Source organism: Polyangium sorediatum (assembly GCF_029946465.1).
Classification (GTDB): domain Bacteria; phylum Myxococcota_A; class Polyangia; order Polyangiales; family Polyangiaceae; genus Polyangium; species Polyangium fumosum.
The window spans coordinates 210,622-232,088 of sequence record NZ_JARZHI010000005.1 but is presented as its reverse complement, the minus strand read 5'-3'; the positions used below and the strand labels follow the sequence as shown (position 1 = coordinate 232,088).

The window sequence follows — 21,467 nt, the reverse complement described above, 5'->3', positions numbered from 1 at the left end:
CCGCTTCGGCGTACTCATCGAGCGCCGCTCAACCTGCCCCATCCCCGCAGATCCCGCGGTACCTCTGCGCGTTCACCACGTAATGAACCGCGCCGGCGAGGCCGAGCTGCGCCTCCTCGTCGGTCACCTCGCGGACGACCTTCGCGGGGCTGCCTTTCACCATGGATCGAGGCGGGATCACCATCCGCGGCGGCACGAGCGCGCCGGCCGCGATGACCGAGCCCGCGCCGATCACCGCGTTGTCGAGCACGATGCTGCCCATGCCGATGAGGCACCCGTCCTCGACCGTGCAGCCGTGCAGGATCGCCCCGTGGCCGATCGTGACGTCCGCGCCGATCGTCGTCTTCGAGATGCCGTCCGTGAGGTGCAGGCAGGCGAGATCCTGCACGTTCGTGCGAGGGCCGATGCGGATCGGGCCGATGTCGCCGCGCAAGACGGCGCCGAACCACACGCTCGCCTCGTCGCCGAGCTCGACGTCGCCGACGAGCGTCGCGTTCGGCGCGAGGAAGACGTCCCGGCCGAGCCGCGGGGCATGGTCTCCGTAAGGAAGGACGAGCGCCAAGCGCCTACCCTCCCCCGGCGGCCACGATCGGGAGCGAGCGCCGCTCGCCGGCCGCGCGTGGCTTCGGCGCCTCCACCGGCGCCGCGGGGAGCGGCTTGGCCGCTGCGCGCGCCTCGTCCGAGAGCTCGGCCTGGAGCGAGTGCTTGTTGGCGCGCGTGATCACGACCTCGACGATCGATCCGCGCAGATCGAGCCGCTCGGCCCCGGCGACGTGCACGATCTCGTTGCGCTCCGTGCGACCCGTCCAGGCGTTCGTGCCTTCCTTGCCCGCGCCCTCCACGAGCACGCGCTGGCGGCTGCCGACGAGCCTCTGCAAATGCGCGCCGAGCAGCTCCTCGCTCACCTCGAAGAGCCGCGCGAGCCGCTCGCTCTTCTCGGCCTCGGGCACGTCGTCCGCGAGCTTGCGAGCCGGCGTGTACGGGCGCTGCGAATATTTGAACCCAAACAGTCCCCGGAAGCCCACCTCCCGCACGAGGGAGAGCGTGGCGGCGAAATCCTCCTCGGTCTCGCCCGGGAACCCGACGATGATGTCGGTCGAGAGCGAGAGATCGGGCAGCCGCGCCACGAGCGAGCCCACCCGCGCGACGTACTCGGCCCGCGTGTAGCGCCGGATCATGCGCTTCAGGATGCGATCGGCGCCCGACTGCACGGGCATGTGCACGTGGCGGGCGAGGACCGGGAGATCCGCGTGTGCCTCGATCAGCGAGGGCGTGAGGTGCCGCGGGTGCGGGCTCGTGTACCGGAGCCGCGCGAGCCCGGGGAGGTCGGCCGCGATTCGCCGCAGGAGCGCGGCGAACTCGCTCTCGTCCGGATCATCGGGCGAGGCGCCGGGCGCGCGCGAAAGCTCGCTGCTCGGGTCCCGGTAGCTGTTCACCGTTTGCCCGAGCAACGTCACCTCGCGGACGCCCGCCGCGACGAGCCCCGCGATTTCCGCGATGATCTCCGCGCTCGGCCGGTACCGCTCCGGCCCCCGCGTGTACGGGACGATGCAGAAGGAGCAACGCTCGTTGCAGCCCTTCATCGTGGTCACGAACGCCGTGGGCGCACGCGCGTCGACCGTGGGGTTTCGAGCGGCGTCCCCCTCGTCGGAGAGCGCGGTCAGGAAACGCGGGGCTTCGAGGTCGAAGACCGTCCGCACGAGCGGAGGCGCGCCGAGGCCGATGTCGTCGAGCAGGCGCGGCAGCTCGGGGATGTTGTCGGGGCCGAGGACGAGATCGATGCCTTGGCTGCGCGTGAGCAGCCGCTCGCCCTCCTGCTGGGCCACGCACCCGGCCACCACGAGGACCATCTCGGGGTGCGTCTGCTTCCACTTCGCGAGACGGCCGACCTCGCTGAGGAGCTTCTGCTCGGCCTTTTCCCGGACGCTGCAGGTGTTCAGCACGACCACGTCCGCGGCCTTCGGGTCTTCCGATTCCGTATAACCGGCGCGACGGAGGACCTCGTGCATCCGCTCGGAGTCGTGGACGTTCATCTGGCATCCGAACGTCGTGATGGCGTAACGAGGCATGGGCGCCGCTCATGTAACAAAACGGCGGAGGGGCGGCCAGCGCGCGGACGCGCTTCTTCACGCCGAGGCTGTTGCAGTGGGCGAAAGGAGCCGCGATGATGGCGGCCAGCGCGGGGAAAAGGCGCTCTTCCGACGTCCGACCGCGCGTGGCCCCTTGCAGGCACGGCGGACGTGCACGACAAGACGGGTTCAAGGGACCGAGCTAAGGAGTGGACATGTCGTCGGCGAAATTCGAGACACTCGTGGACCTGTTCGAGCGCTCCGTCAAACAGTTCAAGAACAAGGATCTGTTCGGCGTGAAGAAGGACGGCACGTGGGTGTGGACCACCTACGGCGAGGTCGGCAAGCTCGTCGACGACTTCCGCGCAGGGCTCGCGTCGCTCGGGGTGAAGCGCGGCGACAACGTCGCGATCATCTCGAACAACCGCATCGAGTGGGCCGTCGCGGCCTACGCGTGTTACGGGCTCGGGGCGGCGCTCGTGCCGATGTACGAGGCGCAGCTCCCGAAGGAGTGGGCCTTCATCGTGAACGACTGCGAGGCCGTCGCGCTCATCGTGGCGACCGAGGAGATCTACCAGACGGCCCAGGAGATCCCGGAGAAGGCGCCCTCGCTCAAGCACATCATCGGCCTCACGCGCCCGAAGAGCGAGCCCTCGTCCTACGCGGCGCTGCTCGAAGCCGGCGCGAAGAGCCCGGTCCCGGCCATCAAGCCCACGCCTGCTGACACGGCGTGCCTCATCTACACCTCGGGTACGACGGGCAACCCGAAGGGCGTGATCCTCTCGCACGGCAACGTCGCCTCGAACATCAACGCCGTGCACGAGATCCTGCCGCTCGTCACCGACGACCGGAGCCTCTCGTTCTTGCCCTGGGCGCACTCGTTCGGGCACACGTGTGAGCTCCACGCGCTGCTCTCGCTCGGCGGCGCGATGGCCCTCGCCGAGGGCGTCGACAAGATCATCGCGAACCTCGCGGAGGTGCACCCGACGATGCTCTGCAGCGTCCCGCGCATCTTCAACCGCATCTACGACGGCGTGAACAAGCAGATGGCCGGCAAGCCGAAGCCCATCCAGGCGCTCTTCAAGGCTGGCATCCGCGCGGCCACGAAGAAGCGCAAGGAGGGCGAGGGCTCGCTCTCGCTCGGCGAGAAGATCAAGCTCGCGCTCGCCGACAAGCTCGTCTTCTCGAAGATCCGCGCCAAGTTCGGCGGCCGCATGAAGTACGCGTTCAGCGGCGGCGCGGCCCTCTCGCGCGAGGTCGCCGAGTTCATCGACGCGCTCGGCATCACGGTCTACGAGGGGTACGGCCTCACGGAGACGAGCCCGATCGCGACGGCGAACCGCCCCGGCGCGCAACGCATCGGCAGCGTCGGCAAGGCGATCCCGCACGTGAAGATCGTCATCGACAAGGAAGCCTCGGGCGACCCGAAGCACGGCGAGATCGTGATTCACGGCCCGAACATCATGCAGGGCTACCACAACCGCGACGAGGAGAACAAAGCGGTCTTCACCGAGGATCGTGGCTTCCGCACGGGCGACCTCGGCTACCTCGACGACGAGGGCTACCTCTACATCACGGGCCGCATCAAGGAGCAGTACAAGCTCGAGAACGGCAAGTACGTCTCGCCGGCTCCGCTCGAGGAGCAGCTCAAGCTCTCGGCCTACATCCTCAACGCGATGGTCTACGGCGACAACCGCCTCTACAACGTCGCGCTCGTGGCGATCGACGTCGAGGCCGTGAAGGCGTGGGCGCAAGGGCAGGGCCTCTCGTTCGAGAGCGACGCGGCGATGTGCGAGAACGCGCGCGTCAAGCAGCTCGTGATGGACGAGATCCAGACGTACTCGGCTGAGTGGAAGGGCTTCGAGAAGATCCAGAAGGTCACGCTCACGAGCGAGGACTTCACCACGCAGAACGGCTTGCTCACGCCTTCGCTCAAGGTGAAGCGCCGCGTCGTGTGGCAGCGCTATGGCCAGCAGATCGAGGCGCTCTACGCCGAGGGCAAGTCCAAGAACGACAGCGCGGCGAGCGCCGCGTGAAGCCTCCCGCCAGCGGCGTTCGTTGACGCCCTGCGTCCCCCCTTCTAGTCTCGCTTCATGCACAATCAGGCTCGCGTGGCGGCACTCGCGACGGCGGCGTGGCTCGTGGGTGGCTGCGCGAGCGGCGCCGCGCGCTCCGCGGGGCCCGAGCCCGTCGTGATGGTCGGCGACGGGGTCAAGGCCAAGGCGGCGGACAAACCCGGCACGGCCGCCACGAACGATCCGAATGACGCGCGCAGGAAGGCGCTCGAAGAGGCCGCCGAGTACGGGATGGTCGGCGTGCTTCAAGGAGGCCCGGGGGAGCTCATCGGCGGCGTGGAAGGCGGGGTCTTTGGTGGCGTCGCCGGTGGCGGCGTCCTCGGCGGCCCGAGCAAGGTCTTTGGCACCGGCGGCATCGGCCTGAGTGGGATCGGCATCGGCGGTGGTGGGACGGGCGAGGGGGTCCTTGGCCTCGGCTCGATCGGCACCGTCGGGCATGGCTACGGCTACGGTTCGAGTCGCCCGGGGGAGCGCGTGAAGGCGCGCATCGAGGCTGCCACGATCACGGGGCCGCTCACGGACGACGTCGTGCAGCGCATCCTCGCGGATCACCGCGAGGACGTGCAGGACTGCTACTTGCTCGAAGCCAAGCGTGGCAACCGCGTCCGGGGCCGCATGACCTTGTCGTTCACGATCGACGGCGCGGGCCGCGTGGACGAGGTGTGGGTCCCCGAGTCGACCTTCTGGCAGCGCGAGCTCGCGAGCTGCGTTGCGCAGGTCGTGGGCACGTTCCGCTTCCCTGCGCCTGCGCAACAGGTCAAAGTCCTCGTCCCCGTCGTCTTCTGACCTTGCATCGACCGCATCGCGGTCGATGCAGCCTCGGTCCAGGGCCGTGCCCTGGTCCGGGTCCAGGGGCGGACAGCCCCTGGTGGGGCCCGGGGTGAAACCCCGGCAGCCGGCTACACGTCGTACTCGTCGTCCTGCACGATGGCTTCGGTGCCGAAGCGGGCGCGTGCTTCGAGCAGCTCTTGGTCGCTGATCCATGTGCGCTCGCACTCGGCCAGCGGGGCGACTTGGTAGACGTCTTTGCGGCTTTCTCCGTGACCGTCTTCGAGCACGCGGACAACCTCGTGGTGGAAACCGCACGACGGACAGAGAACACGCATGGCCTGATTTATAGTTCGAAGGCGTAACGCTCGCTTCGAAAAAGCGAAGCGCCCTCGCTCCGTGAGGAACGAGGGCGCTCGACCAGGACCTTATCGTGGGTCCGCTGTGTGGGACGTGATCAGTGCGCCGCGGGCGCCGCTGCCTTCACGTCCGTCTTGATCCGCATGCCGTAGAACGAACGCCACACGAAGATCGTCGACGCGACGAAGAAGATGCCCGCGAGCACGATGCTCGTCTGGTGCGGGATCTTGATCGCGAGCTCGACGGCGAGGAGGCCGAAGAGCGTGGTGAACTTGATGATGGGGTTCATGGCGACCGACGAGGTGTCCTTGAAGGGATCACCGACGGTGTCGCCGACGACCGTCGCTGCGTGGAGCGGGGTGCCCTTCTCCTTCAGCTCGACCTCGACGAGCTTCTTCGCGTTGTCCCAGGCGCCGCCGGCGTTTGCCATGAAGAGCGCTTGATACAGACCGAAGAGCGCGATCGAGATCAGGTAGCCGATGAAGAAGAACGGATCGAGGAACGCGAAGGCGAGCGTGCCGAGGAAGACCGCGAGGAAGATGTTGATCATCCCGCGCTGCGCGTACTGCGTGCAGATCTCGACGACCTTCTTGCTGTCCTCGATGCTCGCCTTCTCGGCGCCTTCGAGCTTGATGTTCGCCTTGATGAACTCGACGGCGCGGTAGGCGCCGGTCACGACGGCCTGGCAGGAGGCGCCGCTGAACCAGTAGATCACCGCGCCGCCGACGATGAGGCCGAGGAGGAAGGGCGCGTTGATGAGCGAGAGGCGCTCGATCGCTTGCACCACGCCGAACTCCGCCTGCAGCTCCAGGATGATCGAGAAGATCAGGGTCGTGGCGCCGACGACCGCGGTGCCGATGAGCACCGGCTTCGCCGTCGCCTTGAACGTGTTGCCCGCGCCGTCGTTCTCCTCGAGGTAGTGCTTGGCCTTCTCGAAGTCGACGTCGAAGCCGTGTTCCTTCTTGATCTCCTCCTTGATGCCGGGGAGCGACTCGATCACGCTGAGCTCGAAGACGCTCTGCGCGTTGTCGGTCACCGGGCCGTAGGAGTCGACCGCGATGGTCACCGGGCCCATGCCGAGGAAGCCGAAGGCCACAAGGCCGAAGGCGAAGACCGGCGCCGCCATCGTCGACGTGAAGATCGTCGCGAGGCCCTGGAGCGCGACCAGGTACGCAGCGCCCATGAGGCCCGCGATGACCATGCCGAGCCAGTAGGCGCTGAAGTTACCGGCCACCATGCCGGAGAGGACGTTCAGCGAAGGCCCGCCCTCGCGCGATGAGGTCACGACCTCGCGCACGTGGCTGCTCTCGGTCGAGGTGAAGATCTTGACCGCCTCGGGGATGATCGCGCCGGCGAGCGTGCCGCAGCTAATGATCAGCGAGAGCTTCCACCAGAGCGTCCCGTCGCCGAGGTTCGGGATGAGCAGGTACGACACGACGAACGTGAGGCCGAGCGACACGAACGAGGTGAGCCACACGAGCCAGGTGAGCGGCGCCTCGAAGTTCATCTTGTCGACGGTGCCGAAGCGGGCCTTCGCGATCGCCTCGTTGACGAGGTAGCTGAAGACGCTCGCCACGACCATCATGATGCGCATCACGAAGATCCAGACGAGGAGCTGGACCTGCGTCTTGACGTCCGCGACCGCGAGCAGGATGAACGAGATGAGCGCGACGCCGGTGACGCCGTAGGTCTCGAAGCCGTCGGCGCTCGGGCCGACCGAGTCGCCTGCGTTGTCGCCGGTGCAGTCGGCGATGACGCCGGGGTTACGCGCGTCGTCTTCCTTGATGTTGAAGACGATCTTCATGAGATCGGAGCCGATGTCGGCGATCTTCGTGAAGATGCCGCCGGCGATGCGCAGCGCCGAGGCGCCGAGCGACTCGCCGATCGCGAAGCCGATGAAGCACGGACCCGCGTACTCGCCGGGCACGAAGAGCAGGATGATCAGCATGACGAGCAGCTCGACGCTGATCAGCACCGTGCCGATGCTCATGCCTGCCTTGAGCGGGATCGCGTAGGTCGGGAAAGGCTTGCCGCGGAGGGACGCGAAGGCCGTGCGGCTGTTCGCGAACGTGTTGATGCGGATGCCGAACCAGGCGACGCCCGTGCTGCCCGCGATGCCGACGAGGCTGCAGAACAGGATGAGCGCGACACGACCGACGTCGAAGTGCTTGAAATAGCCGTAGTAGACGGCGATGACGGCCCCGATGAGGACCTCGAGCAGGATGATGAACTTGATCTGCGTGATCAGGTACGTCTTGCAGGTCGCGTAGATGAGCTCCGAGATCTCGAGCATCGAGCGATGCACGGCCATCTTCTTGAGCTGCAGGTAGATCGTCATCCCGAAGATCAACCCGAGCGCGCAGACGCCCATGCCCGCGAGGAGCAGGGTGCGCCCGTCCGTGTTTCCCATGAAGGAAACGGAGCCCAGATCGGGAAGCTTCAGCGAAGCCTCGTCCGCGTGCGCGGGACGAGCCAGGGCGATAGCAAACAGCGCGCCTACGACGGCCAAGGCGCGCGCGGGCCACGCTCGCGCCCAGCTCGGGCGCGAAGAACCCTCTACGTTCATGACGGTGTGCCTCCTTCAAACGAGGAGACTGCCGACGTCCGGCTTCCGCCGCCGCGGCGATCTCCCAGGTTCCGAGGGGTTGGCCGCCTGCGTGAGACGCGGATGAGCGGGCACCGACGGGGTTCGCCCCCGCGGCGCAGGCTCCGTCGAAATCGACCCGCTAGCCCTGACGCCGACGCTTCAGCACAGCCTCGCCCTCGACGGTTTTCCCCGCCGAGGCGCGCGCTGACTACCACAGCACGCCTTCGCCGTCATCCATCTTTTGTTGGAGATGGGGCCGGCCGAGGCCGGCCCCCTGGCGGGATCTGGGAGGTCAGTTCCCCGGACGCTTGTCGAGCGTGGCTTTGGGCTCACCGCTCTCGCTCGACGCGGGGTTCGCGTCCTTGTTCGCCGTGAGCAGCTCCGCCACGAGATCCCGGCATTCGGGCTTGTTGCGCAGGTGGGCGAGCAGGAGGTTCGACGCGTCGCTGAACGACTTTTCGAAGCTGAGGCCCTCGCGCGTCCGCTGCGCGACCTTCTCGCGGCCCTGCCCGAGATCCTCTTCGAGCGCCTCTGCGTACCGCGTCAGTTGCCCGCGGAGCTCGTCGATCTGGCGCCGCAGATCCCGCGCCGTCGTCTCGCGCGTGTTCTTCTTCGCCTCGTAACGCGCGAGCTGCTCGCGCTTCGCCTGCACCGTCGCGCCCGTCGCGCCCGCGCGTTCGAACACCGTCCGATCGAACGCGCCTTGCCGCGCGGCTCCGTCGGCGAGCAGCTTCGCCTCCGTCGCGAGCTTCTCGGCTTGCGCGAGCTCGCCGCGCACCTTGTCCACGTCCTCGCCGTCGGCCCCGGCCTCGCGCATCACGCGCGACTCCTCGTGCGCGAGCTCCTCGACCTTGCGGCCGATCTCGGCGCGGAGCGCGCGCCCGCGCCGCTCCAGGGCGTCGAGCTTGCGCGTGTGGCTCGCGACCTCGCCTTCCAGCCGGTTCGCCTTCGCCGCGAGCTCCCAGAGCTGCGCGAGTGCGGTCTGGATGTCGGGCGGCGCGTTGCCCGCCGGGTACGCGCGCGCCGCCATGCGGGCGAAGAGCGCCGTCCGGTTCGCCCACTCCGTCACGCCGGCCGACTGCGGCGGCGGCGGCGGCGGCGGCGCGGGCAGGGCCTCGCCCGTCTCCATCTCCCAGGGCGTGCTCGGCAGGCTGCGCTGCAGGGCCTTCAGCTCTTCCTGGAGATGGTGGGCGTCGCGGTAGCGCTTGCGGATGTCCTTTTCGAGCAGCCGCATCGCGATCGTCTCGCCTTGCGGGTGCGCGTCGGGGCGCACCGTGCGCGGGCGACGGGGGATCGCCGTCCGCTGCATCTCGAGCAACGTCTCGCGATCGTTTGCACGGAAAGGAAGTTGCCCCGTCAGCATCTCGTAGAAGAGCACGCCGAGCGCGTAGAGGTCCGCGTGCGGCGTGGCCTCCTCGCCGCGGGCCTGCTCGGGCGACATGTACTCCGGGGTCCCGAAGACCGCGCCCTTCGGCGCGAGGCGCGGGTCGCGCGCGATGGCAGCGAGGCCGAAGTCGAGGATCTTGACGAAGTCCTTTCGACCGCCGCGCTGCGTGAGGAGGATGTTGTCGCTCTTCAGATCGCGGTGCACGACGCCGAGGTCGTGGGCGCGCGCGAGGGCGGCGCACATCTGCTCGAGGATGTCGACGCCACGCGCGATCGGCATGGGCCCACGCGCGAGCTCGGCGCTGAGCGGCGTGCCGACGAGGTACTCCATCACGAGATAGAGCTCGCCTTCCTCGGTCTCGCCGATGTCGTGGATGTCGATGATGTGGGCGTGATCCACCCGGTTCGCGGCGCGTGCCTCGCGGAGCATCCATGCGCGGAGGTGCGTTTCGCCGCGGAGATCGGGCCGGATGAGCTTGAGCGCGACGACCCGATCGATGAGCACGTGGCGGGCGCGGTACACCACGCCCATACCGCCTTCGCCGATCCGGGTCTCGAGGCGGTAACGACCTGCGACGACCTTGCCGATCATCGGGTCGGCGCTCGCGGTCTTCGGGCCTAACGATGATCGCTGGAGAGCGCGCTGATCCATGTTCCTTCGTGTTCTCCTCGGGTACGGGGCTGGCTCGCGTGACGATCCACGCGCCGCCCGCTCGATCTGCCGCGGATGCGCCCGACGTGGTGTCTTGCGCTCGCGGAGGCGAGGCCTTTCGGCATCATCGCGGATACTACCAGGGGAGCGCGCGCCACGTCGACGGGGCTTGATGGCGCAGCCCCAAGGCTGCTAGCGTCCTCTCCTCGCCCCTGGCCTCACAGCCGCCACGGAGGGCGACACCGCCAACAATGTCAGGACCGATCGAGAGCTCAGGCGACATCGAGATCTACTGCCACCCGGCCCGCTCCTCGAACCGCGGCACTGTGCCGTTTTTCGAGAAGATCCCGCAGGGGGAACGGCTCTCGCTCGTCTTCGTCCCCGGCGAGACGGCGGACCCGCCTTACTCCCTGAAGGTCTTTTCGCCGTCGGGCACGAACATCGTCGACTCCCTCGTGCGCGATCCGCCGACCGGCGCGCCGCAGAGCCCTCCGCCGATCGAGTTCGTCGTGTCGGCCCTCGGCGTGTACAGGATCGAGATCCGCTCCCGTACCGGCCGGCATCGCGGCGACGCCAAGGTCCGCGTCGGCTGACCAACACCTCGCGGGACGAACGGAGCACGAACACGACGCGCGAGAGGCGCGCGGGTTCGGCGCGCCAGGCCGTTGGTTCCTCGGCAAACGCTCGGTGCGGGATCGTCAGACGAGCATCCAGAGCACGAAGGGCGTGGCGACGAGACGCGCGGCTTCGAGCGGCTTCGCCCACGCGCGCCCTTCGAGCACGCCCCCGAGCCCGCCGAGCGCCGCCACGAACCAGGCCGAGAACACGAGCTGCGTGCCGAGCGGCGCGGACGCGCCCTTCACGAGGAAGTACACCGTGACGGCGAGCGTGAGGACGAGCATCACGGCCGCGTAGATCCCCGCGCCGCGCGTCGGGCGCGCGTCGTACTTCGGCCGATCCGGCGTGATGTCGAGCGCGGCCGGCTCCAACCCCTGCGGCCGCCACTCGGGTGGCATGAACCAGACCTTGAGTTTGTCGAGGAAGCGTGGGGCGCGCGCGGCGGTCTCCACGATGTCGCCGAAGGGCGCCCACGCGCAGACGAGCGGGTTCCACGAGGCGACGGGCTTGACGGTCCCGTAGACCGGCTTCTCCGCTTCGGGCTCGAACGTCCCGAAGAGCCGATCCCAGATGATCAGCATGCCGGCGTGGTTGCGATCGAGATACCGCCCATTGCAACCGTGATGCACGCGGTGGTGGGAGGGCGTATTCAGCACCCATTCGAGCGGGCCGAGTTTGCCGACGAGCTCGGTGTGAATCCAGAACTGGTAGACGGTGTTGATTCCGAGGGCCGTCGCGAACATGGCGGGCGGGAATCCGAAGAGGGCGAGCGGGAGGTAAAAGAAGCGCGAGACGAGCGGCTGGACGGGCCCCTGGCGGAGGGCGACGGCGAAATTGAAATCCTCGCTCTGGTGATGCGGGGCGTGCGCGGCCCAGGCGAGGTTCATGCGGTGCGAGGCGCGGTGAAACCAGTAATAAAGAAAGTCGAGGCCGACGAGCAAACCGACCCATGCGAGCGCCGAGCTTGGCGAGACGTCGAAGAAGCGCCGCTCGTAGAGCAAGAGGTACCCGCCGAGGAGCACGCCCGCCGCGACGACCCCAAAGAGCGTCTGCGCCGAGCCGAGGAGCAGATCCGCGAGCACGTCCGGGCCGCGGTAGAGGCGCCGCTTCTTGAAGCGCCCCACGGTCCATTCGAGGCCCATGAGGAGGAAGAAGGCTGGGATCGAGAGGGTGACGACGTTCACGGCGGGGAGATGGTAGCGGGGTGGGAGGGCGGCGTCACGGGAGAGCGCGGGGCGTCCGGGCTGTCCCGTCATTCCTCCTCGACGACGCGGATGGGGAGCCATTGGAAGCCGGTCACGCCTGCATCGCGGAAGATGCGCCAGACCTTGGGGGTGACGAGGAATTTGGGTTGCGAGAGTACGGCTGTCTTCAGGTCGCCGTTCCACCGCGCAAGACCGAAGTGCTCCCACATCCGGTTCACGTCCTTTGCCCCGATGAGATCCTGGGCGCGGTAGGCGACGCGCAGAGGCCCAGGGTGCGTCATCTCCACCTTGCTGTGCCCGCAAGACTTGCACACGCGGTCCCAGGAGACCCCCGTCGACCGCCGGGACATGGGGGGCAGCGTGTGGGATGCCCACATCTGCCGCCAGGGCAGCTTGATCTGACGCATGTCTTCCTGCCGGGCGTAAACGCTCTGGAAGGAGAGCCCCGAGAGGCCTGCGCCTTCGAGGGTCTCTGCCAGCCGATGGTCGACCAAAATGTCGCTGTAGCTATCCACGGCGCGAAACGTTCCGAGCTTTCCCATGCTCTCGGCGTCGGCACCATCGAGCACGTACGCCGAGGTCTGCCGCATCCCCGCCCCGCACGCGGGGCATGCATTCGACAGGTCGTAATCCGTGCCGAACCGCGGGCCTCCGAGGACGCAAATTTCGAAGGTATCGGTCACGAGGATCAAATGCGCGGACTCGAAGTCGTCGTCCGTGTACTCGTCCCAGCGATCCTCGAACCATTCGACCTTGTAGGCGAGGAGGAGCTGGAGAAGGAGAGGCAGACGAGGGTCGTCAACGGCCATGGTGACGTCGACGAGAACCTGCCGTAGAGCCTTGTAATCGTGCACCGTGACGACATCCGTCCCGCAGCCCGCCGGAACGAGGATAGCCTGCTCTCCCCCAGGGACATGGTGACCATGGAAAGATATTTTTACCTTGGTTTTCATCGCTCGATGTCCGGCTCACCCAACCCGTCAATCGAAGTAATGCTTGATCGTCTTGAGCCAATGGGGACAATCAGCGTAGACTTTCTTGTATGCGTTCCAGAGCCTCGGTAGCTGGTCGCGACCGATGCCCGTCGTAGCGTCGCGCAGCTTGTTCGTCATCACCGTGTGCGCCTCCTTCGACAGGATCACCGCCGGTCCATCCAGGGCATCGAGGCCGGCCTCGATCATCCTTGCCGTTTCGTAGATATGGTGCGCTTGCCACTTTCGTTCATACCCCAGCGTGAACTTCTGCATCACCCGGAACGGCCCGACCACGCCCGCCTCCGCGAGCGCCTGCGTCAGCTCCTCTCCATACTCCTTCGCCAGGTACTCCGCCGCATCCTCCGACAGCTCACTCACATCCTTGAGGACGAGCTTCTCCCCTGCCTTGCTCGCCTCGGCCGCCGCCTTCATGAACCTGTTCCCGAGCGCCATCGCGACCGGCGAGAACATCACGGCCGCGGCCGCCGCCTGGAGCCGCGGGTCGTTCGGCCCATCGGCGTTCATCCCACCGACGATCCCGTATTCCTTCCCGTCGGGCCGATGCAGGTCCTCGTTCATTTGCAGGTTGAAGATCGCCCCCGCGATCACCACCTGCTCCAGGATCACCCCGGCCCGCGTCTTCTGCTTCCGCGCCGGGCAGCCCTCCTTCGTCTGCTCGCATGACGTGACGTTCAACGGCTTGTGGTCCGCCGTGTCCACGAGCTGGGGGAGCGCGCCGCCTCGATCCACGAGCCCGTGCTCCTTGTCCTCCCACTTCACGTCCCGCTGCGTGAGGATGGGCTCATTCGACAAAACACCTTGTCGCGGCAAAACAGGATCTTGTTGCCGCGCCGGAGCCGAAACACGCGGAGGCGGCGGGGCCTCCTTTGGCTTGGGCACGCGATGCTTCTCGACGCGCTTCTCGACGCTGCCCTCCTCGCCGCCGCCTTTGTGTTCCTTGTCCCCGCCGCGCTTGCCGGGCGTTTTGCTCGTGCTCCCGTCCTCCGCTTTTTTCTCCTCCTTCGGCGGCTCCTTCACCGGCGCCGGTTTCGGCGGCGGCGGCGGGCATTTCAGCGTGTTGTACGGGATGGGCAAAATGCGCACGCTCTCGGGCGGGGCATAGGGGTCGTAGATAAAGGTGGCGCGCCCCTCGACCTTCCGCGCGAACTCCACCCGGCTGCGCGTGGTCCACACCGTCGCCGATCCCTGCTCATAGGCCCACTGGGTCAGGCCGGGCGGGACGTCCGGCGGCTTGACGCAGACGCGGAACTCCACCGCATGCACGGCCGAGGCGCAGAAAAGAAGGGCCAAGGGCAGTACGAACGAGGTGAACGCACAACGTCGCATGGGACCTCCCACGCAGACGGTACCAGCGCCCCCCACCCGGCCGGAGGCTTCTTCACAAGCGCGAAAGCCCCGCAGCCCCCAGGGAGGTCGAGCCGCCGGAGCGCTTCTCGGGGAAACCTCGTCACCGAAGAGCTGCCGCCCGGGTCCTCCGCCGCGACCCCTCCCCGCCAAACATCCGCGCCGCGTTTCTCCGCCGCGACCCCTCCCCCCCGTCGTCTCTCCCGCGAAATCTCCGTGCGAGCCCCCCTCCCCCGACGCCTCTGCGACGCGAAATCCCGCCGCGACCCCTCCGCGCCGCCCATGCCCAGCCCTGAACCTCGCCGCGACCCCTCCCCTTGCTCGTCTGCGTGGCCCGATGCTGCTCCCCGACCCATCCCACCCCCAGTCCGCTTTCCCACATGTACCCTTTACACCCTCCCCGGCCGACCTGTAGCGTCCTCTCCCATGGCAGAACCCCGAACCATCGCGATTGACGAGTCCTTCGAAGACATCGACGACGAGCTGCGCCACACGGAAACCAACCTCCAAGCGTACCCCGACACCGCGCCCCTGGCCGGCCCGTTCGCGGCGCTCCGGGCCGCGCTGCGGCAACGCAAGGCCGAGGAAGACGCCCTGCGCGACCAGATCGCCCGCGCCAAGGCGCTCGTCGTGGCGGCCGACGATGGGCTCAACCTCCTCGTCGACGAGACGAAAAAGGCCGTGCTCGCGGCGTTCGGGCAAGACTACTCGGCGCCGCTTTATCGCCAGCTCTTCGCGGGACAGAGCCCGAGCGAGCTCAAACGCCCGCTGCTCGGCGCCCAGCTCGAAACGATGCGCGCCTGGGTGGGCCCCCTCGGCGCCGCCGGGGTGCCCGCGCTCGCGACCCTTGCCAGTAAGCTCGCCCCCGCCATTTCCAGGGCCGATGAGGCGATCACCAAGACGTCTGTCGCCGAGCAGCAAATGGACGTTTTTGTCGCCGGCTCCCGCACGGCGCTGGTCAACGACATCAATGCGCTCCGCAAGCTGACCGGCGGCAAGATCGGCGAGCACGTGCACGGGAACCTCGAAGGCAAGGTGCCGAGCGACTTCGCCGACCGGTTCTTCCTGTCGAGCGGCGGCTCGAGGACCCCGACGATCACGGAGCTTTCCCAGTCCATCACCCGCCTCGAAGCAAAACTGGAGCGGCAGAAGGCCCTGCTCGAAGCGATGAAGGAGAAGGAGGCGAAGCGGCTCTTGGCCAAGCAAGAGGCGGAACTCGCCGACAAACAAGCCAACCTCGCGGCCGCCGAGAGACGAGCCGCCGAGGCGGCGCAGGAGATCGCGCGGATCAAGGCGGAGATGGGCGCGAGCTGAACGCGCCCTCTGCGACACGCCCGCTTCCTCCCCTCCGTCCCGGCGCGTGTTTGTCCACGTACGCTCGTGGTTTGTCGACGGACTTGCGTTCCGTCACGACAACCTCTAAGGTCGGGACATGGTTCGTCTCGGTAAATATTTTGTTTGTCTCGTTTCTGCCCCATTCATCCTCGCGGCCGCGATCGGAGGGTGCCAGGGAGGTGACATTTTCATCGGTAGCAACTGCATGCACGACGGGAAGCAGGTTCTCGATCCCGCCTGCTGCCCCTGTCCTTTGCCGGAGGATTGTCCCAACGGCCCCAAGCCCATCCCTGCGGGTTGCCCGAACGCGCCCGCTCCGGATGGCGGTACGGATGGCGGCGGCGGCATGTCGTCCCTCTGCGACGGCGGCGCATGCGTCTCGAAGCCGCCGGACGACGACTGGATGTCCGTCGCCTTCTTCTCGGACTGGAGCGACCCGCCTGATTGTCCCCCGGACACGCCGATCCTCGCGTTCGAGGGCACGCCCGCGCCGCCGCCGCCCACGTGCGGCGCATGCTCGTGCGACACGCCCGAGGGGACGTGCAAGCCTCCGGCGACGTGGACGATCAGCTCCGCGCCCTGCTCCGATCCTGGGGGCGGTGTCAAGACAAACTTCGATCCGCCGACAAACTGGGATGGCTCCTGCAACCAGGACAAATCTTTTCCCCTCGATGTGCTTTGTGGTGGTTCTCCCTGCGTCCGTTCGATGACGCTCGACCCCCCCGTGATCGAGGAGCAGCCGTGCGAGCCCCACACGAGTGGGGATCCCCTGCCCCCGCCCCCCAAGTATTGGCCCGGTGGGCCAGAGACGCCCCTCGGCCGCGTCTGCAAGAGTGACCAGCCGTGGCCGACCTGCGTGACGCAGCCCGGGAAGGTCTGTGGACCTCTCGCCGAAGGTTACGCCGCGTGCATCTTCCGCGAGGGCGAGCACCTCTGCCCCGAGGGCTGGGAGGATCGACACCTCCTTTATGCTGTCATCAACGATGACCGGACGTGCTCCGCCTGCACGTGCGATCCGCCGACGGGAGGGGTTTGTCAAGTCAAGTGGCACACGTTTGCCGGCGCTGCGTGCACCGCTCAAAACGCGGAGCTCGACATCTACGCCGGGATGATCCCCCCCTGCAACGACTACATGCCGGGCGTCGCGCTCGCCGGAAAGTCGGCGGAGCTCGTCGCCTACACAAAGGGCACCTGCGCTCCAAGCGGCGGTGATGTCGTGGGCACCTTGTCCCTTGACAAACCCGCCACGGTTTGCTGTGCCCTGGCCACGAGCTGAGGCGCGCGCCGAGGCACGCGCCTCCCGGTCAATTGAAGATCGGCTTGCGTCCGTGGTCGTAGCCGAGCGTGTAGAATAGGTGGAGACCCACGCTCCCGACGAGTGGGCTCACCTGCCAGAGGGGCGCGCCGCCCCCGTGCAAGTTTGGCATGGAGAGCGTCTTCAGCACGTCGACGTACGCGCGCACGTAGATGCTCGTGGTCAGCCGTAGCTCGTAGCCAGCACGTACCCCGGCGGTCGAAAACCAGCTCTGGTTCTCGGCTGGGTAGGTCAGCGTGCTCGTGGCCTCCCGATCCCCTCGAAAACCCTTCGCTTTGAGCCGCGCGGAAGCGTACACGCCGCAGCCCATCCACCCGCTGCGCTCGTAGCAAAGCGCGAATGGTACGATCAGGCCGTTCCACTCAACCTGCGTGACCTCCGCGGGCTTCCGCCATCCACCCCAAAGGATCTGCGTCTCGAACACGAAGACAAACGGCGATCGCCGAATGCCCCCCGAGATTGCAGTCATCCCGGTCAAACCAGGGCCCACGCCGTACGACGCGCCAGCGCCCCCTCCGATGAAGAAGTTCGTGAACAGGCGGCTCTCCGCCGGGACGTCCATAGACTCGCTCGATGCGTCCTGCGGTGGAGGCGCGGGCGCGGTTTGTGCGACCGGCGCGGGCGCTGGTGAAGCCGGAGCCTCGGCGTTTGCCGAGGAGAACCCGGACGAGAACGTCGCGACTGAAATCGATACACCCACGAGGCGCTGCACATAGGAGGAGGACATGGATGTTCCTGGTACACCCATTCGCTCCGCGCCGCTGCAATTTTTGCCTGCCTCGTCAACGCAACGAGCGCTTTTCGAAACAATGGGCCCAAGGCTCTTCCGATATCGGCGATCCCGGAGCAAGAGCGCATCACGACCTTCCACGCCCCCGGCCTCCGCGCTTCGACGAGCAAGAGGCTCCCGTCACGACAGGACGCCCCGATCTCGACGGACAAACCCCCTCCTTCGCGGAGCTTCCATTGTTCGCGCACGGCCACTCGTGGACTTCCGCTCGATCGCCCGCGCAATCATCGGCGCGCGCGGCTCGACGACCGAAAACGCGATCACGCCGCGAGTTCTCCGGCTCCGGCGGCGGCGCAGCGGCACATGCCGCCAGCATCGAGCCCACGACGACGAGGAGGGTGAGGAGACCCGCACGAGCGGCGAACGCGGACGACCTCATCGGCCTTGGACCGATAGAAGCATGCCGCTTTGGCTTCCCGCCTCCTGCCTCCTGCCCCGCCCGCTACGTCTTCCCGACCTTCTTCTTCAGCGCCGCGAGCTCCGCGTCGATCTCCGCCGCGGCCTTCTTCCGGTCCTTCTCGGCCTGCTTCGCTGCGGCCGCGCGCGCCTTCTCCTCGGCGAGCGCGCGCTTTTGCGCTTCCTTCGCCGCGGCCTCGCGCTCCTTCGCCGTCGGCTCCCGCGTCGCTTCTTCGACCTTCTCCACGGCCTCCTCGAACAGCGCCGCGCCCGCGCGGAACCCGAAGCCGCGCACGATCGCGTCCGCGAGCCGCTTGATCACGGCTTCTTCCCCTTCCGCCACGCCTTCAGCGCGAGCTTGCGCTGGTGGTCCTTCGCCACGGTCCCGTCCGGCGCGCGGCCGTGCACGTAGTCTTTTTGCCAGGCCGCCTGGTTTGCGCTCGAGCCCTCGACGGGAAGCTCCTTGATGAATTGCGTGCGGCTGTTCCGCCATTCGAGGTACGCCTTCGCGACCTCCGGATCGTCGTAGAGGCCGCGCAGCTCCGGCTCGAAGGATTCGAGCTCGCCCCGGCGCATCGGCACGATCATCGCAATCGGCTCGCCTCGCTTCCAGGTCACCGGGTGTTGCGCCCGCGTGAGCTGCCAGTTCATCGTGAACGTCGCCGTGCTCCAGTCCGTCTCGACGATCCCGTCGAGCGGAGCCGCGCCGTCCTTCGGCATGTTCGCCGGCCCCCGGACGAGCAGGTTGTACCCGGGCGGCGTGCGGAACAAGAACGGAATGGAGAACGTGAGGATCCCGTGCCCGAAATGGCTCATGGCCAGGTACGGCTCGGGGCCCTCGATGTTCTCGATGCACACGCTCTTCAGGGAGGCCGTCCCGTCCCATATGGCCCGCACCGTGTGCGGCGAGAGGACGAGCCAGCCGGCCTGGTTCGCGATGAGGAGCGGCAGGCAGCGGTTCGCGAACGCGTCCCGCGTGTCGTTCATCCATTCGCGCTGGATGGGCCCCGGGACGAGCTCGGGCGGCTCTCCGGTGCTGGTGTGGTAGGCGAGGAAGGGGAGCTTTTCAGACTTCGCGGACATCGGCCGGGACGATCCTAGCAAAGCTCCCGGGCCCGGTGGGGACGAAAATTCAGTTCGTGTTCCGAAGGATCACGAGCGAGTTCGTGGCATTCGACGTGACGAGCAGGTCGGGCCGGCCATCCTCCGTCACGTCCGACACCGAGACGGACGTCGGGCGCGAAACGGCGTCGATCGTCGGCCCGGCGGTGAAGTAATCGCCGTCCCAGAGGAGCACGTTCACCCGTCCGCCCGCGAGGAGCACGAGATCCTCGTCGCCGTCCCCGTCGAGATCGTCGAGCACCGGGTTATACGCGATCCCGAGGCCCAGCATGAACGTCGAGCCGATGAACGTGCCGTCGCCGACGCCGAGCATCAGCACGACGCCGTCCCCTTGCGCGAACGTCGCCACGAAATCCGCGTGCCCGTCGCCGTTCACGTCGCCCGCCGCCATGTCGTTGATGATGTCGTCGACGAGCAGGTACTCCTTGGCATTCGCGAACGTCCCATCCCCGTTGCCGGACTGCACGAAGACCACGAATTCGCCCGCGCCAGCAAAATCGAGCTTCCCATCTTCGTCGTAATCGGCGATCGCCACGCCGTCGGTGTAGAGAAACTCCGCGTCCGAGAACGTGCCATCGCCGTTGTTCAGGAGCGAGACGCCGCCGTTGTTCGTGTCGGCCACCACGAGGACGTCGAGATCCCCGTCGCCGTCCGTGTCGCCGACGTCCGTGCTCCCGGCGCCGAAGTACCCGGCGAAGGAAGGGATGGTCGGGCCAAACGAAACGCCGCCCGTATTCGGGAAGGCCTGGACCACGTAGCCCTCGTCGGTCACGCCCGGCAGCACGGCGACGAGGTCCAGGCTCGGATTCGCGTCCGCCGGGAACGCGAAGAGCCCGATCGGCATCTCGAGGAGGTCGTGCGAGCCGGCGAATTCGAACCCGCCGCCGGGCTTTCCTCGTAGTATCGTGTCGACCGCCGCGGCATGGCTGAACACGATGTCCTTGTGCCCGTCGCCGTCGAAATCGGCGGCGACCGATCTGCGCGCGCCGACGCCGTAGGACGCACCGATCGGGGGGAGCAAGCCGCCCATTCCGTCGCGCCGCACGGTCGAGATTCCAGGGCCGTCGTTCCCGGTGACGAGGTCCGTATGCCCGTCCCCATCGACGTCCCCCGTGGTGAGCGCCCGCGGTTTGCGCCCCGCTTCGAGCTCAACCGGCTCGTCGAAGGCCCCCGCGCCCAGGTTCTTCAGGGAATACGCTCCTCCGAAGCGGTACGTCGTGAGCAGGTCGAGCTTCCCGTCACCGTCGATGTCCAGGACCCCTGCGATGTCGGCAAATTCCGACGCCGCGGATTTCACGAGGGGCGCGAACGTCCCGTCGCCGTTGTTCACGAGGACGCCATATCCGGGGCCGGAGGATTGCCGCGGGCCCACCACCACGTCGAGCTTCCCGTCACCGGAGACGTCCGCGAGCGCGATCGAATCCGACCTCTGCGCCGGGCGTGTCGCCCCGGCCGCGAACGTGCCGCCGGCGATTCCCTTGAAGACCCAGATCACGTTCGCGCTCGCCGTGCTGGTCGTCACCACGTCGTCGACGCCGTCGCCGTCGATGTCTCCCAGAGCGAGGCCGAACATGGAATGGGAGCCGCTCACCGTGTACGTCGCCGAAAGCGAGATCGTGCCGTCGCCCGCATTCGTGAAGACGTCGATGCCGTTGGTCCCGCGCGAAACGACGAGATCCACGTCGCCGTCCGAATCGAGGTCCTTCGCGGCGAAGACGCCCATCGTCGAGGTGCTGCCCGTGTATTGCTGGGGCGCGAGGAGCGAACCATCGCCCTGGTTCAAAAGGACGAAGACCCCCGTGGAGGAGCCCTGGCCGCTGACCGTGACGACGACGTCGAGCTTCATGTCGCCGTTCATGTCGGCGAGCGCGTGGTTCGCCCCGATGGCGGCAAACGGCGTCCGGTGCACCTCCTGAAACGAGCCGTCGCCTGCGCCGCGCAGGACGCCGAGGAAGCCACCGGCGGGATTCGCGACGACGAGGTCGAGCTTTCCGTCGCCGTTCATGTCGCCCGCACGGACAGCCGTATTGCCCGCGCCGACCGCCGCGGGATACGAGCTGTCGAAGACGAATTGCAGGCCCATCGAGCCCCCGCCGCCCGCGCCGCCCGCGCCGCCTTGACCCCCCGCGCCGCCTTGCCCACCCGCGCCGCCCATTCCCCCAGCCCCGCCCATGCCTCCGGCGCCGCCCGCGCCTCCCATGCCTCCAGCGCCGCCCATGCCCCCGGCGCCGCCTGCGCCGCCCATTCCCCCAGCGCCGCCCATTCCCCCAGCGCCGCCTTGCCCCCCGATGCCGCCCGTCCCTCCGTCCCCACCCATTCCGCCGGCCCCGCCCATTCCGCCGGTCCCGGCGGATCCGCCCGTTCCCGACGTGGTGCCCGAGCCCCCATCGTCACACCCCGTGAGCACGAGCCCAAGGGCCGCCAAAATCGCAAGCTTGCTCCGCTTCATC

At 67.7% G+C, this 21,467-nt stretch carries 17 protein-coding genes; 5 read left to right on the top strand and 12 right to left on the bottom strand.

Features of this window, described 5'->3' with window-relative positions; genetic code table 11:
• Nucleotides 1–28: 28 nt before the first annotated feature.
• Complete coding sequence (locus tag QHF89_RS08790) at nt 29–562, bottom strand: gamma carbonic anhydrase family protein (protein ID WP_136967655.1); 534 nt, start codon at nt 560–562, stop codon at nt 29–31.
• A 4-nt stretch (nt 563–566) separates the two neighbouring features.
• Nucleotides 567–2,069 carry a tRNA (N6-isopentenyl adenosine(37)-C2)-methylthiotransferase MiaB gene (gene miaB, locus QHF89_RS08785; protein ID WP_136967654.1) on the bottom strand — a complete coding sequence of 501 codons (1,503 nt, stop codon included), beginning with the start codon at nt 2,067–2,069 and terminating at the stop codon, nt 567–569.
• 215 nt (nt 2,070–2,284) lie between these two features.
• Between miaB and QHF89_RS08780 the strand changes: the two genes are divergently transcribed.
• Complete coding sequence (locus tag QHF89_RS08780) at nt 2,285–4,105, top strand: AMP-dependent synthetase/ligase (protein ID WP_136967653.1); 1,821 nt, start codon at nt 2,285–2,287, stop codon at nt 4,103–4,105.
• Between the two features lie 57 nt (nt 4,106–4,162).
• On the top strand, nt 4,163–4,930 hold the full coding sequence (locus QHF89_RS08775; protein ID WP_136967652.1) for an AgmX/PglI C-terminal domain-containing protein: 768 nt from the start codon (nt 4,163–4,165) through the stop codon (nt 4,928–4,930).
• Between the two features lie 113 nt (nt 4,931–5,043).
• Here QHF89_RS08775 and QHF89_RS08770 read toward each other — a convergent pair whose 3' ends face one another.
• From QHF89_RS08770 to QHF89_RS08760, 3 genes are all read right to left on the bottom strand, one after another.
• Entirely contained in the window at nt 5,044–5,250 is a 207-nt protein-coding gene (locus QHF89_RS08770; RefSeq protein ID WP_136967651.1) for a hypothetical protein, read from the bottom strand.
• A gap of 119 nt (nt 5,251–5,369) precedes the next feature.
• A complete protein-coding gene (locus QHF89_RS08765) occupies nt 5,370–7,838 on the bottom strand; it encodes a sodium-translocating pyrophosphatase (protein ID WP_136967650.1) in 2,469 nt (822 codons plus the stop codon).
• 313 nt (nt 7,839–8,151) lie between these two features.
• Entirely contained in the window at nt 8,152–9,897 is a 1,746-nt protein-coding gene (locus QHF89_RS08760) for a serine/threonine protein kinase (RefSeq protein WP_136931044.1), read from the bottom strand.
• Between the two features lie 251 nt (nt 9,898–10,148).
• Here QHF89_RS08760 and QHF89_RS08755 point away from each other — a divergent pair, with 251 nt between their 5' ends.
• Nucleotides 10,149–10,490 (top strand): hypothetical protein, encoded by a 342-nt coding sequence (locus QHF89_RS08755; protein WP_136967649.1) that lies wholly within the window; start codon nt 10,149–10,151, stop codon nt 10,488–10,490.
• 105 nt (nt 10,491–10,595) lie between these two features.
• On the opposite strand, the gene QHF89_RS08750 is transcribed toward QHF89_RS08755, so the two are convergent.
• The 3 genes from QHF89_RS08750 to QHF89_RS08740 form a co-directional block, all read right to left on the bottom strand.
• A complete protein-coding gene (locus QHF89_RS08750; protein ID WP_136967648.1) occupies nt 10,596–11,699 on the bottom strand; it encodes a sterol desaturase family protein in 1,104 nt (367 codons plus the stop codon).
• Nucleotides 11,700–11,767: 68 nt separating this feature from the next.
• Entirely contained in the window at nt 11,768–12,673 is a 906-nt protein-coding gene (locus QHF89_RS08745; RefSeq protein ID WP_136967647.1) for a hypothetical protein, read from the bottom strand.
• Nucleotides 12,674–12,700: 27 nt separating this feature from the next.
• Nucleotides 12,701–14,041, bottom strand: coding sequence for a hypothetical protein (locus QHF89_RS08740; RefSeq protein WP_136967646.1), 1,341 nt, complete (start codon nt 14,039–14,041; stop codon nt 12,701–12,703).
• Between the two features lie 444 nt (nt 14,042–14,485).
• On the opposite strand from QHF89_RS08740, the gene QHF89_RS08735 reads away from it, so the two are divergent.
• Both QHF89_RS08735 and QHF89_RS08730 read left to right on the top strand, forming a co-directional pair.
• Complete coding sequence (locus tag QHF89_RS08735; RefSeq protein ID WP_136967645.1) at nt 14,486–15,373, top strand: hypothetical protein; 888 nt, start codon at nt 14,486–14,488, stop codon at nt 15,371–15,373.
• Between the two features lie 226 nt (nt 15,374–15,599).
• Nucleotides 15,600–16,670: a hypothetical protein gene (locus QHF89_RS08730; protein WP_136967644.1), complete on the top strand. Its 1,071-nt coding sequence runs from the start codon at nt 15,600–15,602 to the stop codon at nt 16,668–16,670.
• A 28-nt stretch (nt 16,671–16,698) separates the two neighbouring features.
• Here the strand turns inward: QHF89_RS08730 and QHF89_RS08725 are convergent, their stop codons facing one another.
• The 4 genes from QHF89_RS08725 to QHF89_RS08710 form a co-directional block, all read right to left on the bottom strand.
• Nucleotides 16,699–17,436 (bottom strand): hypothetical protein, encoded by a 738-nt coding sequence (locus tag QHF89_RS08725; RefSeq protein WP_136967643.1) that lies wholly within the window; start codon nt 17,434–17,436, stop codon nt 16,699–16,701.
• A 505-nt stretch (nt 17,437–17,941) separates the two neighbouring features.
• A complete protein-coding gene (locus QHF89_RS08720; protein WP_136967642.1) occupies nt 17,942–18,217 on the bottom strand; it encodes a hypothetical protein in 276 nt (91 codons plus the stop codon).
• Complete coding sequence (locus QHF89_RS08715; RefSeq protein ID WP_136936018.1) at nt 18,214–18,978, bottom strand: DUF6065 family protein; 765 nt, start codon at nt 18,976–18,978, stop codon at nt 18,214–18,216. Before QHF89_RS08715 ends, QHF89_RS08720 begins: the two co-directional genes overlap by 4 nt.
• Before the next feature lie 49 nt (nt 18,979–19,027).
• Entirely contained in the window at nt 19,028–21,466 is a 2,439-nt protein-coding gene (locus QHF89_RS08710; RefSeq protein ID WP_136967641.1) for an FG-GAP repeat domain-containing protein, read from the bottom strand.
• Nucleotide 21,467 lies beyond the last annotated feature (1 nt).

Bases quoted from the DNA above. Each gene is read 5' to 3' on its own strand.
- miaB (WP_136967654.1), bottom strand. From the start codon at position 2,069: ATGCCTCGTTACGCCATCACGACGTTCGGATGCCAGATGAACGTCCAC.
- QHF89_RS08780 (WP_136967653.1), top strand. From the start codon at position 2,285: ATGTCGTCGGCGAAATTCGAGACACTCGTGGACCTGTTCGAGCGCTCC.
- QHF89_RS08775 (WP_136967652.1), top strand. From the start codon at position 4,163: ATGCACAATCAGGCTCGCGTGGCGGCACTCGCGACGGCGGCGTGGCTC.
- QHF89_RS08770 (WP_136967651.1), bottom strand. From the start codon at position 5,250: ATGCGTGTTCTCTGTCCGTCGTGCGGTTTCCACCACGAGGTTGTCCGC.
- QHF89_RS08765 (WP_136967650.1), bottom strand. From the start codon at position 7,838: ATGAACGTAGAGGGTTCTTCGCGCCCGAGCTGGGCGCGAGCGTGGCCC.
- QHF89_RS08760 (WP_136931044.1), bottom strand. From the start codon at position 9,897: ATGGATCAGCGCGCTCTCCAGCGATCATCGTTAGGCCCGAAGACCGCG.
- QHF89_RS08755 (WP_136967649.1), top strand. From the start codon at position 10,149: ATGTCAGGACCGATCGAGAGCTCAGGCGACATCGAGATCTACTGCCAC.
- QHF89_RS08745 (WP_136967647.1), bottom strand. From the start codon at position 12,673: ATGAAAACCAAGGTAAAAATATCTTTCCATGGTCACCATGTCCCTGGG.
- QHF89_RS08740 (WP_136967646.1), bottom strand. From the start codon at position 14,041: ATGCGACGTTGTGCGTTCACCTCGTTCGTACTGCCCTTGGCCCTTCTT.
- QHF89_RS08735 (WP_136967645.1), top strand. From the start codon at position 14,486: ATGGCAGAACCCCGAACCATCGCGATTGACGAGTCCTTCGAAGACATC.
- QHF89_RS08730 (WP_136967644.1), top strand. From the start codon at position 15,600: ATGCACGACGGGAAGCAGGTTCTCGATCCCGCCTGCTGCCCCTGTCCT.
- QHF89_RS08725 (WP_136967643.1), bottom strand. From the start codon at position 17,436: ATGTCCTCCTCCTATGTGCAGCGCCTCGTGGGTGTATCGATTTCAGTC.
- QHF89_RS08715 (WP_136936018.1), bottom strand. From the start codon at position 18,978: ATGTCCGCGAAGTCTGAAAAGCTCCCCTTCCTCGCCTACCACACCAGC.
- QHF89_RS08710 (WP_136967641.1), bottom strand. From the start codon at position 21,466: ATGAAGCGGAGCAAGCTTGCGATTTTGGCGGCCCTTGGGCTCGTGCTC.